Origin of the sequence: Agrobacterium sp. MCAB5 (assembly GCF_052114365.1) — a bacterium.
In the GTDB taxonomy this organism is placed as follows: domain Bacteria; phylum Pseudomonadota; class Alphaproteobacteria; order Rhizobiales; family Rhizobiaceae; genus Agrobacterium; species Agrobacterium tumefaciens.
Genome location: NZ_JBFREP010000005.1, coordinates 213,951 through 226,217 on the forward strand (window position 1 = coordinate 213,951; position 12,267 = coordinate 226,217).

Below are 12,267 nucleotides of genomic sequence, written 5' to 3' on the forward strand. Positions count from 1 at the left end.
TTTTGTTTTACGCATGTCTTTTCCCCAAAACCGATGACACTTTTGGGATACATGCTCGGTTACGGAAGATTTCATGCACCCTCGCCTCAGATCGCTCATCGGCACCATCGTCATCATCTGCCTCGTCGTCATCTACGCCGTAGCGGCGACGGCCATCGCGTCGGCGACGCTGGCGCAATCTCCATGGTGGGTGCATCTTGCCTACTTCGTGCTGAGTGGGCTTTTGTGGATACTGCCCGCCATGCTGGTCATCAAATGGATGGCCGGCTCCAAAAAACAGGAATAGGCACCTGCCTTCTACGGGACATCCAGAGGTCGCAATTTTATAAACCTCTTGTTTGCCGCTCAACGATATAGTCTCACCGAAACAACCGGAGAGCGTGGATGGCGGCTGAAGCGCCGGTCATAGTCAGCGAGGGTGAAGGACCAGCCGCCGTGCAAAACGAGCGGCGCGGCGCCGATCGCCTGGCTATCGATCTCGTCGACGATGCCTCCACTATCCGCGCCGACTGGGAACAGCTGGAGTGCGACCCGCTCAATTCGCTGCATCAGGGTTACGGCTGGTGCTCCATCTGGGCGCACACGCAGGACAGACCCCTCCTCATCATTCGCGGCAGGCAAAGCGGAAAGACCGTGTTCCTGCTGCCGCTCGAAATCGTTCTGGAAGGCGGCATCCGCAAGGCACGTTTTCCCGGCGGCCGTTTCAACAATATCAATACCGGGCTTTTCGACCGGTCCTTCGCCGAAGCAGCCAGCCAAAAAACGGCGGCAGCCATTGCCCGCGAAGCGCGAAAGCTGCTGCGTGGCCAGGCGGATATTCTGGCCTTGCAGAACATACCGCTGATCTGGCGTGGCAGGACCAACCCGCTCTCGCATCTGGCATCCGTCGAAAACCAGAACCCGGCCTTCCAGATTCCCTTACTGGCAAATTTTGAGAGCACGCTTCGGCAGATCAACGCCAAGAGGCGCCGGAAGAAATTCCGCATCCAGAGCCGAAGAGCCGAGGAAATGGGTGGTTACAGCCATGTGATCGCCCGTTCGCCACGGGAAAAGTGCGAATTATTGCAGACGTTTTTCCGACAGAAGGCAGCCCGGTTCGCATCGCAGGGCATTCCGGATGTTTTTCGCGATCAATCGGTAAAAGACTTTTTCTATGACCTCGCAAATTTTCCGGAGATCGGCACAGACAGTCTTCTGGAACTACACGCCATTCGTCTGCATGGTCAAAATGAAGGTTTCATCGCTGCCATATCCGGCCTTTCGCGCAAGCAGGATCACATCATCTGCCAGTTCGGTTCTATCGATGAGACCTTCGCGGAAATCAGCCCCGGTGAGCTGCTGTTCTGGCTGATGATCGAACGGGCTTGCAGTGAAAATGCGGCGATCTTCGATTTCGGCGTCGGTGACCAGCCCTACAAGCGTAGTTGGTGTCCGCTTTTCACCGTGCAGCATGATATTTTCCTGCCGGTGACGTTGAAGGGCCGCGCGGCAGCCTCTGCCTACGTTGCCATTGCCCGGACAAAGAGCCTGATCAAATCCAATCCGGCACTCTATGCGTTCATTCAGCGTTTCCGCGCCGGTCGGCGGAGCATGGACGCAACGCCCGCTGCCGACTGACCGGTTATCGGCCGCAGCATCTCATGCGGCGCTCAGACGGTCCGGTTTGCGCATGCCGGTCATCGGCAATGCCTGCTCGTAGCCGTGGGCAACCAGTTCTCCGAGGGTCTTTTCCAGCAATTCGCTATCATTATCGGGAACGGACACGACGATTTCCGCCGGCAGATTGCGCAGCATTTTCTCAAGGCTCGATATCTGCACCGCGCCGCATTCCACCAGAACTGTGTCATAGGCGTCGGAAAGCGCGCTGAGGATCATGGTCAACCGGTCGATCGCGCGCATGGCCTCACGCGGCTGCGCATTGCCGCGCGGCACGATATGGGCATCGGAAAGCCGGTCGCCGTGAATGGTTTCGCCAAAGGCGGCGGCACCCGCCAAAAGGTCCATGACGCCCGGCAGTCCGGTCTCAGGCGCCATCAGGCGCGTCGGACAGGCCGATGCCGTCATATCGACGAGAACGACCGAACGGCCCATTTCGGACAGGGCGCGCGCCAGCATGACGGTAGTGGTCGAACCACTATCACCAGCTGGAGACACGACCGCTGCGACGGATTTGGCAAGACGAGTGGCGAGGAAAGACGCGACGGCGTCGATCGAGAAATTGTCGGCGTTGTCGATCTCTTCTTCCGCAGCGTCCGCTTTCGCAGCCATGGCGTCTGCAGCCGGCAGGACCGGTTTGGCAGCAACCGCTGCGACCGGTATCTGCGCTTCCTGTTCGACAATGGACTGGCGGGCAGCGGCAGGCATGGAACGAACCGCAGGCAGCGCATCCTCTTGACGTGCGGGAAGCGGTTGCTCCGGCGTATCCGGTGTCTCATCCGTGTCAGCACGCGCTTTGGCGGGTGGTGGCGGATCGGACAGCGGCGGGACATGGGTCTTGCCAACCGGCTTCAACGCCCGCCCGGTGAACAGTTCCACGAGCATGACGACGATGCAGGAGAGAAGGAAGGCCGCCAGCGTGACGACGATGGTGATGGCGCCGGTCTTCGGGAAATAGGGTTCGCGCGGCTCCACTGCGGTTGAAATCACGCGGGCATCGGCGGGCGTGGATTCGGCTGAACCGGCGCGCGACGTCGCCTCGCGGTAACGGGCGAGATAGGTTTCAAGAAGCTGGCGCTGAGCCGAAGCCTCGCGCTCCAGGTCGTTGAGGCCAACCTGCTGCTCACCGGCGCGTACGCTTTCCGTTTTCAGCACGTTCAACTGCTGAACCAGTTGCCGCTCCCGCAGTCGGGACACATTGGCCTCGTTTTCGAGACTTGCGAGCACCTTGCGGGTCTCTTCCTGAATCTGCCGCTGTATGCCGTCAATTTGGCTGCGCAGCGCCTTGATACGCGGATGGCCTTCCAGCAGCGAGGAAGACAGATCGGAAATCTGGCTGCGCATGGCAGCCTCGCTTTCCTTCAGTCTCTGGATCATCGGCGAGGCGACGACGTCGGGGAAAGTATCCAGCGGGCGACCGCTCGAAAGCGCGTTGCGCACGCCCTCTGCCCGCGCCTCCGCATTCGCCCGCTCGCCGCGGATACGGCCAAGTTCGGTCGAGATATCGCTGAGTTGCCGGGTGGCGAGCGTTTCGCCCTGACCTGCCGACAGAATATCGGACGAGGCGCGGTAATCCGCGACCTTCCTGTCCGCATCGCGAACCTTCTCACGCAGACTGGCGATTTCCGGCTCCAGCCAGCGTGCCGCCTCCGTGCTTGTGTCCAGTTTCGCGCCGCTCTGCAGCGCGATATAGGCCTTCATCATCGCGTTGGGGACTGCTGCCGCAAGCATGGGGTCCTCGGACGAGAACTCGACCGTGATGACGCGCGAGCTTTCGACCTGGTATACCTGCAACCTCTCCTGGAACGCCTTCAGTATCCGTTCCTCTGGCGGCACCTGCTGCGGATCTTTCTTGACGCCGACAGTAACCAGCAGCTTCGAGACGAGAGAGGGACGCGCCGCCGGGTCAAGCTCCTGCCGCTCATAAAGCTTCATATCTTTCGCGACCTGCTTGATGAGGTCAACAGATTGCAGGATCTGCACCTGGCTGGAGATGGTCAATTCATCGAGCACGGGTTCGGCGGGCGCATTCGACTGCTGCGACGCACCGAAGGAGGCTGCGCGCGATTCGATGAGGACGCGCGCCTCGCCCTTGTAAGCGGGCGACATCATGCTTGCGACAACGAAGGCGGCGCCCCCGGCAAGCAGCGTGATCGCCGCTATCCTGCCCTTGCGCTGCCATATGGCAGCGACGAGCCGCGCGAGATCGATATCCACATCCCTGTCATCAATGCGATCGCCGTTCATACGCGCTCCGTAACCGAGACACACCTCGGGCGCTCAAATATAGAGGCCAATTTTCGCGAAGTTTAAGTCTTTCCGGTAACACAACAGTTAATTGTGACGAAGCCGATGAAATAAAGCCGATATTACCATCCTTGCGACTGGCTGTTTACCGCCCATTAACCCTAACAGAAGGATAAGAATGCTCATAGTTCGACTCGGAGCCAGATGAGATGCCGCTCGCCGGATCACGACATGTCACCGCACTGACGCTTGCCGTTCTAACGGCCCTTTCCGGTTGCGCGGCATATCAACCTGCGCCCAAGGCGTTTCACGAGGGCGCCCTGCAGCCCTATCATGTCGATAGCGGTGACAGGCTGCGCATCAACGTGTTCGAACAGACCGGGCTGACAAATACCTATACGGTCGATCAGGCTGGTTATGTCGCCTTCCCGCTTGTCGGTCAGGTTCCCGCCCGAGGCAAGACGCTGCCGCAGCTCGAAGCCGCCATTGCCGCCAAGTTGCGTCAGGGTTATCTGCGCGATCCCGACGTCACGATCGAGATCGATCGTTATCGCCCCGTCTTCATCATGGGCGAAGTCGGCCGTCCCGGCCAATATTCCTACGTGCCGGGTATGACGGCGCAGAACGCCATCGCCATCGCCGGCGGCTTCACGCCACGCGCGAATCAGGCCGATGTCGATATCACCCGCAAGATCAATACCGAGGTGATGACCGGCAGGATCGGGATCACCGCACCAATTCTTGCGGGCGATACGGTCTATGTGCGTGAACGCTTCTTCTGAAAAACGGAGCGGCTGACATGGCGGATGACGGTCCTCCCCTGCGCATCATTCACTGTTTTCGCTCTCCCGTCGGTGGCGTGTTCCGCCATGTCCGCGACCTGATCGAAGAACACGTCAAGCAGGGCCACAAAGTCGGCATCGTCTGTGATAGTTCGACCGGCGGCGCGCATGAGGAACGGCTTTTCGCGCAGATCGCCCCGATGCTGGAGCTAGGGTTGACCCGCCTGCCGATCAAGCGGTCGATCAGCCCCGGTGACCTGTGGGCGCTCGTTAAGTCCTACAACCATATCAAAAGTTTGCGGCCGGATATTTTGCATGGGCACAGCGCCAAGGGTGGCGCTCTGGCCCGGCTGATCGGCTCATTGTTGCGGGTGAACAAGTATCGCGTAGCCCGCCTCTATTCGCCGCACGGCGGCAGCCTGCATTACGATCGCAAAAGCCTTAAAGGGCAGCTGTTCCTGCGTATCGAGCGGTTTCAGGAGCGTTTCACCGACGCCCTGTGTTTCGTTTGCAATTTCGAACAGGAAACCTACGAAACCAAGGTCGGCAAACCACGCACCCGCACGGCGATGATCTATAACGGCGTGCAGGAAAGCGAGTTTGAAACCGTGCCCACCCGCGAAGGGGCAGCGCGCTTTCTCTATATCGGCATGCTGCGTGACCTGAAGGGCCCCGACATCTTCATCAAGGCATTCGCCAAGATGGAACGCAGCATCGGCCAGCCCATGTCCGGCGTCATTGTGGGCGATGGGCCGGACAGGGACAAATATGCTGATATGATCGCCAAGGCCGGACTTTCGCAGCGCATTTCCATGCACGCCGCCATGCCCGCCAGACAGGCATTTGCGCTGGCGACGACTGTTGTCGTTCCCTCACGCGCCGAGGCGATGCCTTACATCGTGCTGGAAGCGCTTGCTGCGGGGAAAACCGTCATCGCCTCGCATGTTGGAGGCATAGCTGAGGTTCTGGGAGAAGACAGCGAGGCGCTCGTTCCGGCTGGAGACGCCGATGCGCTGGCAAAGATAATGGTCAAGGATGCCGAGAGCCCGGACTGGGGGAAACGGGTGATGCCCCGCCCCGACAGCTTCAAGGCGAAATTTTCAACGCCTGTCATGGCCGACGACATGATGAAGCTCTATCGTCACCTGCTTTCCCTCTAGAAACATTTCAAAAACACGATTTTTAATTGTATATTCCGCCGTCCTGTAGAAACTCATCATAAACGTTTCTTAGCATGTTTCGGCTAGTTTCCTGCTCGTAGAGCGCACGTATCCGCACGGATGCGAAAACTGTGCTCTACCACTTTGAAGTTGCGCATCGTTCCCTTCGAAAATCGATTCCGATTTTCGGGCCGATGGGCTGGAGGGTGCGGACCAAAGCAATGACCAAGGCTGACAAGGGAAGACTTGAATTCGATCTGGCAACGTTGCGCCAGCAAATCTCCGAGCGCGATACGGGTGAGCCTTCCGCATCGGAAAGCGTTGTTCTCAATCCACTTGCACGGCAGATCGCCAACCAGCTTCGCGCCGGCAACCATTCGCCAAACATGGTCATAGGCCAATTGCGTCTTCTCGAATTTTCGATGCTGGCGATCATCGCGGCCATCGTCAACGGCATCGCTGCGCGGCAGGGGCTTGAAACCTTTCTTGCGGTTTTCGGCATTGGGGTGCTGGGCGCGGCGGTTTGCGTGTTTCTTTTGCAGGCCGGCGACTGTTACCAGTTGCCGACACTTCGCGCGCCGCTGAAAATGTTTGCCCGCATTCAGGGCGCCGTCTGCCTGTCCTTCGTCACCGTCGCCGGCATCCTTCTCCTATTTTTGCCGGAAGCGCTGCATTCCTGGCAGACTTTTGCCATCTGGTACGCCACCGGCGCAATCGCCATTTTCACTGGACGGCTGATCCTCGGCTTCGCCATTCGCCACTGGGGCCGCAACGGCGTGATGGAGCGTCGCGCCGTGATAGTCGGTGGCGGCGATGCCGCCAAGGACCTCATCCGCTCGCTCGAACAGCAAACGGACAATGATATCCGCATCTGCGGCATTTTCGACGACCGGAAAAGCGAGCGTTCGCCCGATGTGGTTGCCGGCTACCCCAAGCTCGGCACCTTCGCGGAACTGGTGGAATTCGCCCGCCTGACGAAGCTCGACATGCTGATCATCGCCCTGCCGCTCAGTGCCGAGGCGCGTATCCTCCAGCTCCTGCGCAAGCTTTGGGTGCTACCCGTCGATATCCGTATCGCGGCCCATGCCAACAAATTGCGTTTCCGCCCCCGCGCCTATTCCCATGTCGGTGCGGTGCCGATGCTCGACGTGTTCGACAAGCCGATACGCGACTGGGATTCGGTGGGGAAAAGGGTGTTCGACATCGTTTTCAGCATTATCGGTATCGTTCTGTTGTGGCCGGTGATGCTGGGCGCGGCGATTGCCGTCAAGACGACATCCAAAGGCCCGGTGTTCTTCAAGCAGAAGCGTCATGGCTTCAACAATGAAACGATCAATGTCTGGAAGTTCCGTTCCATGTATACGGAACTCAGCGACCCCACGGCGAAAAAGGCCGTCACGAAAAACGATCCGCGTGTCACGCCGGTCGGGCGGTTCCTGCGAAAATCCTCGATGGACGAGCTGCCACAGCTTTTCAACGTTCTTTACGGCGATCTTTCTTTGGTCGGGCCGCGTCCGCACGCCGTGCACGCCCAGACGGGCGACCTGAAATATACCGAGGTGGTGGAGCATTATTTTGCCCGGCACAAGGTCAAGCCCGGCGTTACCGGCTGGGCGCAGATCAATGGCTGGCGTGGTGAGATCGACCACGGCGACAAGATCAAGTTCCGCACCGAATACGATCTCTATTATATCGAGAACTGGTCGCTGCTTCTCGATCTCAAGATCCTGTTCCTGACGCCGATCCGGCTGCTCAAATCGGAAAATGCCTATTGACCCACACCGGTTACCAGCACGCACCGGATTTTGACGCACCGCTTGCCGCCATGCGGCTGGTCGGCGCGTTCTTCATTGCCTTCGGCGTCTTTCTTTCCGGCTTCGTGATTTCCGAACCGGCGCCCTATGAGCTGATGATGGTGGGGCAAGTGGCCATCTGGTTCCTGCTGGGATTGCGCCTTTCGCGCACCGTCGTCCTGCTTCTGTGCCTGCTGCTTGCCTTCAATGTCGGCGGTTATCTTTCGCTCACCACCATGGCCAATCTCGACGAGGGGCCGCTTTATCTCGCCGTATCGACCTTTCTGGCGCTGACCTCGGTTTTTTATGCTGCCATCATCGAGGACAAGCACCAGCGGCTGCTGCTGATTTTCCGGGCCTGGCTCGCCGCAGCGTTGATTACCTCCCTGCTCGGCATCATCGGATATTTTCACGCCATTCCCGGTTTCGAGGTCTTTACCCTTTACGATCGCGCCAAGGGCGCCTTTCAGGACCCGAACGTCTTCGGCCCCTTCCTGGTGACGCCGTCGCTGTACCTGATTTACGGCCTGCTCTCCGGCAAGGCGATGCATGCGCCATGGCGGATCCTTGGCCTGCTCATTCTGTCTCTTGCCGTGTTCCTGTCGTTTTCACGCGCCGCATGGGGCCTTTTCCTGTTTTCGGCCGTGCTTCTGGTTTTCGTCATGCTGCTGAAAGAGCGTACGGCGGCATTCCGGCTGAAAATCCTCGTTCTGTTTCTCGTCGCCGTGGCATTGATGGTAGCAGCCGTCATCATCGCCCTGCAATTCAAGCAGGTAGCAGACCTGTTCTCCAGCCGCGCCTCGGCGGTGCAATCCTATGATGGCGGCCATCTCGGGCGTTTTGCCCGCCACTATCTCGGTTTCCTGATGGCGATGGAACATCCCCTCGGCATCGGCCCCATGGTGTTCGATGACATCTTTCCCGCCGCGGAACATAATATCTGGCTGAAGAGCCTGACCACGCATGGCTGGTTCGGCTTCGTCATCTATCTCACGCTGATCTGCTGGACCATTGCCGCCTGCTTCAAACTGCTGCTGCGCCAGCGGCCCTGGCAGCCGTTTCTCATCATTTCCTGGGTAACCTTTGTCGGGCATGTGATGATCGGCAACGTCATTGACACCGACCACTGGCGGCATTTCTTCCTGCTGCTCGGCATATTGTGGGGATGCATGGCTCTGGAAAAGCGCGAAAACCTGCGCCGAAGCAGAAGTGCCACCTAAAGTCCTTACCCTTACGGAACCTTACATTATTTCATGCGTTTAGCCCGCGATCATGATTGTCAAACGGGGAGACATCCTATGACGCAGACGAACAATCTCTATTTTATCATCGGCGCACTCCTGGTGGTTCTTGTCGGCCTTGGAGCCTATGTCTGGCACGAGGAAAGCAAACCGAAGGGGATCGAGATGAATATCGGCCCGAACGGTGTTTCCGTGCAGGAAAACTGAGCACTTCGAGTAAAAATGCGTAGCGGTTTCATGACTGAAACCAAGGCATTGAGTGCGTCCAACGCTTCCGTTCATTAGAGACGCACTATATGTCCGCAAGCGTCGCGCAAAGTTCGGCTATTAGACCGGGTGCATCCCAAGCTTGAGACGGCTGCGGATACACCCGGTCTTCTTATGAGAGGAGACGAAAGGCGGGATCGAGAATCTTCGCCGAGCCGGTTCGGTATGCATGACGTGTATCGGCCTGATCATGGAAACAGTGAGCGCAATGGTCTCCTCCGTCGACCTGTCCACACGCATCAACTCCACCAAACTCGCACTCAAGGCCATCAAGGAGCAGGAGGACAATTCCGCTTCGACCTCCTCACCACGAACTGCGATCCTCGACTCCTACGGGATCGACACCTCGCCCTCCTCCACCAATACGCGGCTGACCCAGCTTCTGGCGCAATATGCGCAAGTCTCCGGCACTGACGCGGAGACCGACGACACCAGCACGCAGGCGCCATCCGGCGACATTACACAGGCCAGTTTCATGACAAGCCTGAAGGCGACGCTGGAAGAACTCTCCAAGGACCCCAGCAAAGCTACGCAAGCCAAGGCAATGCTGGAAGCGCTGGCCGCTGGAACGCTGACAGTCTCCGATCCTACCGAAGGCACAAAGATAAAAGCCTGGGACGTGGAGGCCGACAAGACAACCACCTCAAAACCGGCAACCGAGATCACCACGACCGGCTGGAGCGATTTTCTGAAGGACCACCTCAAGCGCGACGGTTCCGCTTATGCCAAGACCACCGGTGGCGCCTATGTCGACAGTATTTCCGGCGACAATGCATTTTTTGGCAATGTCGGCAGTCGGTATTATTATCTGACCTGGCCGCAGGCGAAAACCGGAACCCTGACGGTTTAAGCCAACGTTTCCGGCGCGGGTCGCAAAGAGCGCCGCCGCACTTTCATAGATCTGCTGCGACATGAATCATGCCGCAGCATTGTCTCTCTGCATCGTTCAGACGGCAGGTGCTGCCGCTTGTTCCGTCCCGCCGGAAAGCGCCTTTTGCAGTTGCGCTTCCTGCTCTGGCGAAAGCGAGGTTTTGATGACCCGCCCACGAAGACCTTCCAGTTCCGCCATCACCTTTTCCGGCTGCACCTTGCGGATCAGCACGAACAACGCTGAAGAGCTATTCGGGATGGTTTCACCCAGAGATTTGATGAAATCGTCGTCGATGCCGTAATCCGTCAGCGAACCCGCAAGCGCACCCGTTCCCGCACCGATCGCGCCGCCAATCGCAAATCCCGCGAGCGGATTGAGGAACAGCAGGCCAACGAGGCCGCCCCAGAGACCACCGGAGAGAAAACCGGAGCTTGCACCGATCGCCGTCAGATTGACGCTCTGCTTCAGGTGCACCTTGCCGTTTTCATCGCGAACGACGACGACGGCATCTTCCAGATCGACCAGATATTCCTTTTTCATTCCAGCAAGTTTCAGAAGGACCCGGTCGGCCTCTTCCGTTCCGTCAAAACCGACAACGACGAGTTCGGACATGTTTCATCTCCCTGAATTTCAGTTTCGCTTAGATTGGAACGCCAAAGAACACGGCAGGTTCCCGCCATGATGGAAGGATGATGTGTCACGCGTTTGACGGGCAACATCTTCGGGAAGAAAGTCCCCTACCCACCGTCCACAGCCTTTGTTCCTTTTTTCAAGAAAAGGCTATTTTCCGCTTGCGCCCTAACAGGCTTATATATAAACGGCTTTCAGGTTCGGAGCGTAGCGCAGCCCGGTAGCGCACTTGACTGGGGGTCAAGGGGTCGTGGGTTCGAATCCCGCCGCTCCGACCATTAAAAACAGATAGATAGCCAGTTCCCCCAGAGCTGGCTATAATTTTTTCAGCCACATTCTCGCCGGCGCCATGCGCGAATTGACAAGATGCGGTCTGGGTGTGCGTTTATCCAAGCCTGAGAACGAGGTGTGCTGTGATGGTCAAAAAAACAAAAATTGAACACTCGGAATTCTCGGGCGAATTTGAAGACGATGGTATCACGGTTCTGGTTGATATCTACCGGCCGGCTGGCACCCAGCAGGATTGGACGCTCGAGGTTATCAGCGAGCATGATGATGTCACCACCTGGGAAGAACCTTTCACGACAGACAAGGACGCCTGGGAAGAATTCCTGGCCACCTGTGAGAAAGATGGAATTCGCAGCTTCCTGGACGGCGAAGATCCATCCGTTCATTGACGCTTGACACTGCGGTGCGAGGCCGTGGCGGGCGCGAGTGCATTCAACGATAATTCCAGAAATATACTCTTATTGCAAAGCCTGTGACCGTCCAGAGACGGCACGCATTTGCCTTGTTGACTCTCTGCTAAAATTAGAACATTTAGTGAACAAACGAGAGGTCAACCGATATGCCCGATGCGGAAAAAATCACCCCTGTACGGCCTGACGACATAGCTGGATATGTCATCCAGTGTCATGATGGCGATGCGAAGGCGGCTGTTGAAACGCTGCTGGGCGAAATCGAACATTTGCAGGAACAGCTTTCCCTTGCGGTTGCCATCATGGGAAAAGGCTATACGCGTGGATGGACGCCGGATTTAGGAAGTGACTGAACCAGCCACAAGCTGCGTTTGATGCAGCTTGTGGAATATCAGTGAATGCTGCGCAGCTTTCAGGCCTTTTCAGCCAGTTCGCCGATTTCGCGGTCAATCAGATAAAGCGCATTGGGACCGTCACCGATCAGCTCGATCTTACCCATTATCGTGCGGCACAGGCTGTCCTCCTCATGCTGTTCGTTCACGAACCATTGCAGGAAGGATGTGGTCGCATGGTCTTTTTCAGACCGCGCGAGATCAACCGCCGCGTTGATGGCGGCGGTGACACGCGATTCGTGTTGCGCGACAATTGCAAACAACCCCTTGATATCGTTTGCAGTGACCTGTGGGGCAGGCAGCTCGGTGAAAATAACTGGAGCTCCGAGATCGTTCAGAAAGCTGAAGATGCGGTGCATATGCTCCAGCTCTTCGGCAGCATGGCCAAGCAGAAACTTGTAGCAACCATCGAGATTGCGCTCAGCCGCCCAGGCGGCTGCCTGAAGATAGGCGTGGTGGGCGCGCAATTCGCCGTTGAGCAGGTCGTTCAATGTCGTTTCGACTAGTTTATTTGCCATTGGTTTATCCTT

General features: G+C 57.8%; 13 protein-coding genes and 1 tRNA gene. 11 read left to right on the top strand and 3 right to left on the bottom strand.

Annotated elements, in window-relative coordinates:
* The first annotated feature begins 73 nt into the window (after positions 1–73).
* Both AB4Z23_RS14220 and uppA read left to right on the top strand, forming a co-directional pair.
* Complete coding sequence (locus tag AB4Z23_RS14220) at positions 74–286, top strand: DUF2842 domain-containing protein (protein ID WP_003512618.1); 213 nt, start codon at positions 74–76, stop codon at positions 284–286.
* A gap of 98 nt (positions 287–384) precedes the next feature.
* On the top strand, positions 385–1,617 hold the full coding sequence (gene uppA / locus AB4Z23_RS14225) for a polysaccharide biosynthesis GNAT family N-acetyltransferase UppA (protein ID WP_421476431.1): 1,233 nt from the start codon (positions 385–387) through the stop codon (positions 1,615–1,617).
* Between the two features lie 21 nt (positions 1,618–1,638).
* Here the strand turns inward: uppA and uppB are convergent, their stop codons facing one another.
* Entirely contained in the window at positions 1,639–3,903 is a 2,265-nt protein-coding gene (gene uppB, locus AB4Z23_RS14230; protein ID WP_421476433.1) for a polysaccharide biosynthesis protein UppB, read from the bottom strand.
* Positions 3,904–4,112: 209 nt separating this feature from the next.
* Here uppB and uppC point away from each other — a divergent pair, with 209 nt between their 5' ends.
* The 6 genes from uppC (at position 4,113) to AB4Z23_RS14260 (ending at position 9,996) form a co-directional block, all read left to right on the top strand.
* Positions 4,113–4,685 (top strand): polysaccharide export protein UppC, encoded by a 573-nt coding sequence (gene uppC, locus AB4Z23_RS14235; RefSeq protein WP_003512614.1) that lies wholly within the window; start codon positions 4,113–4,115, stop codon positions 4,683–4,685.
* Between the two features lie 17 nt (positions 4,686–4,702).
* On the top strand, positions 4,703–5,845 hold the full coding sequence (gene uppD, locus AB4Z23_RS14240) for a polysaccharide biosynthesis type 4 glycosyltransferase UppD (RefSeq protein ID WP_111795798.1): 1,143 nt from the start codon (positions 4,703–4,705) through the stop codon (positions 5,843–5,845).
* A gap of 221 nt (positions 5,846–6,066) precedes the next feature.
* On the top strand, positions 6,067–7,620 hold the full coding sequence (gene uppE, locus AB4Z23_RS14245) for a polysaccharide biosynthesis glycosyltransferase UppE (protein WP_019565455.1): 1,554 nt from the start codon (positions 6,067–6,069) through the stop codon (positions 7,618–7,620).
* Positions 7,617–8,858: a polysaccharide biosynthesis O-antigen ligase family protein UppF gene (gene uppF / locus AB4Z23_RS14250; protein WP_013635932.1), complete on the top strand. Its 1,242-nt coding sequence runs from the start codon at positions 7,617–7,619 to the stop codon at positions 8,856–8,858. Before uppE ends, uppF begins: the two co-directional genes overlap by 4 nt.
* Positions 8,859–8,936: 78 nt before the next feature.
* Positions 8,937–9,086: a hypothetical protein gene (locus AB4Z23_RS14255; RefSeq protein WP_003512607.1), complete on the top strand. Its 150-nt coding sequence runs from the start codon at positions 8,937–8,939 to the stop codon at positions 9,084–9,086.
* A 229-nt stretch (positions 9,087–9,315) separates the two neighbouring features.
* A complete protein-coding gene (locus AB4Z23_RS14260) occupies positions 9,316–9,996 on the top strand; it encodes a hypothetical protein (protein ID WP_113291476.1) in 681 nt (226 codons plus the stop codon).
* A gap of 96 nt (positions 9,997–10,092) precedes the next feature.
* On the opposite strand, the gene AB4Z23_RS14265 is transcribed toward AB4Z23_RS14260, so the two are convergent.
* On the bottom strand, positions 10,093–10,629 hold the full coding sequence (locus tag AB4Z23_RS14265; protein WP_421476436.1) for a DUF1269 domain-containing protein: 537 nt from the start codon (positions 10,627–10,629) through the stop codon (positions 10,093–10,095).
* Between the two features lie 219 nt (positions 10,630–10,848).
* On the opposite strand from AB4Z23_RS14265, the gene AB4Z23_RS14270 reads away from it, so the two are divergent.
* From AB4Z23_RS14270 to AB4Z23_RS14280, 3 genes are all read left to right on the top strand, one after another.
* A tRNA-Pro gene (locus AB4Z23_RS14270) sits at positions 10,849–10,925 on the top strand.
* Positions 10,926–11,063: 138 nt separating this feature from the next.
* Positions 11,064–11,324 (top strand): hypothetical protein, encoded by a 261-nt coding sequence (locus tag AB4Z23_RS14275; protein ID WP_003512603.1) that lies wholly within the window; start codon positions 11,064–11,066, stop codon positions 11,322–11,324.
* A 170-nt stretch (positions 11,325–11,494) separates the two neighbouring features.
* On the top strand, positions 11,495–11,698 hold the full coding sequence (locus AB4Z23_RS14280) for a hypothetical protein (protein ID WP_013635930.1): 204 nt from the start codon (positions 11,495–11,497) through the stop codon (positions 11,696–11,698).
* A 59-nt stretch (positions 11,699–11,757) separates the two neighbouring features.
* Here AB4Z23_RS14280 and AB4Z23_RS14285 read toward each other — a convergent pair whose 3' ends face one another.
* Positions 11,758–12,255, bottom strand: coding sequence for a ferritin (locus AB4Z23_RS14285; protein WP_003512602.1), 498 nt, complete (start codon positions 12,253–12,255; stop codon positions 11,758–11,760).
* Positions 12,256–12,267: the final 12 nt, after the last annotated feature.

Excerpts from the sequence above, each read along its gene's own strand:
- uppC (WP_003512614.1), top strand. The coding sequence starts at position 4,113 with ATGCCGCTCGCCGGATCACGACATGTCACCGCACTGACGCTTGCCGTT.
- AB4Z23_RS14220 (WP_003512618.1), top strand. The coding sequence starts at position 74 with ATGCACCCTCGCCTCAGATCGCTCATCGGCACCATCGTCATCATCTGC.
- AB4Z23_RS14255 (WP_003512607.1), top strand. The coding sequence starts at position 8,937 with ATGACGCAGACGAACAATCTCTATTTTATCATCGGCGCACTCCTGGTG.
- uppE (WP_019565455.1), top strand. The coding sequence starts at position 6,067 with ATGACCAAGGCTGACAAGGGAAGACTTGAATTCGATCTGGCAACGTTG.
- AB4Z23_RS14280 (WP_013635930.1), top strand. The coding sequence starts at position 11,495 with ATGCCCGATGCGGAAAAAATCACCCCTGTACGGCCTGACGACATAGCT.
- AB4Z23_RS14275 (WP_003512603.1), top strand. The coding sequence starts at position 11,064 with ATGGTCAAAAAAACAAAAATTGAACACTCGGAATTCTCGGGCGAATTT.
- AB4Z23_RS14265 (WP_421476436.1), bottom strand. The coding sequence starts at position 10,629 with ATGTCCGAACTCGTCGTTGTCGGTTTTGACGGAACGGAAGAGGCCGAC.
- uppD (WP_111795798.1), top strand. The coding sequence starts at position 4,703 with ATGGCGGATGACGGTCCTCCCCTGCGCATCATTCACTGTTTTCGCTCT.
- AB4Z23_RS14260 (WP_113291476.1), top strand. The coding sequence starts at position 9,316 with ATGACGTGTATCGGCCTGATCATGGAAACAGTGAGCGCAATGGTCTCC.
- uppA (WP_421476431.1), top strand. The coding sequence starts at position 385 with ATGGCGGCTGAAGCGCCGGTCATAGTCAGCGAGGGTGAAGGACCAGCC.
- uppB (WP_421476433.1), bottom strand. The coding sequence starts at position 3,903 with ATGAACGGCGATCGCATTGATGACAGGGATGTGGATATCGATCTCGCG.
- AB4Z23_RS14285 (WP_003512602.1), bottom strand. The coding sequence starts at position 12,255 with ATGGCAAATAAACTAGTCGAAACGACATTGAACGACCTGCTCAACGGC.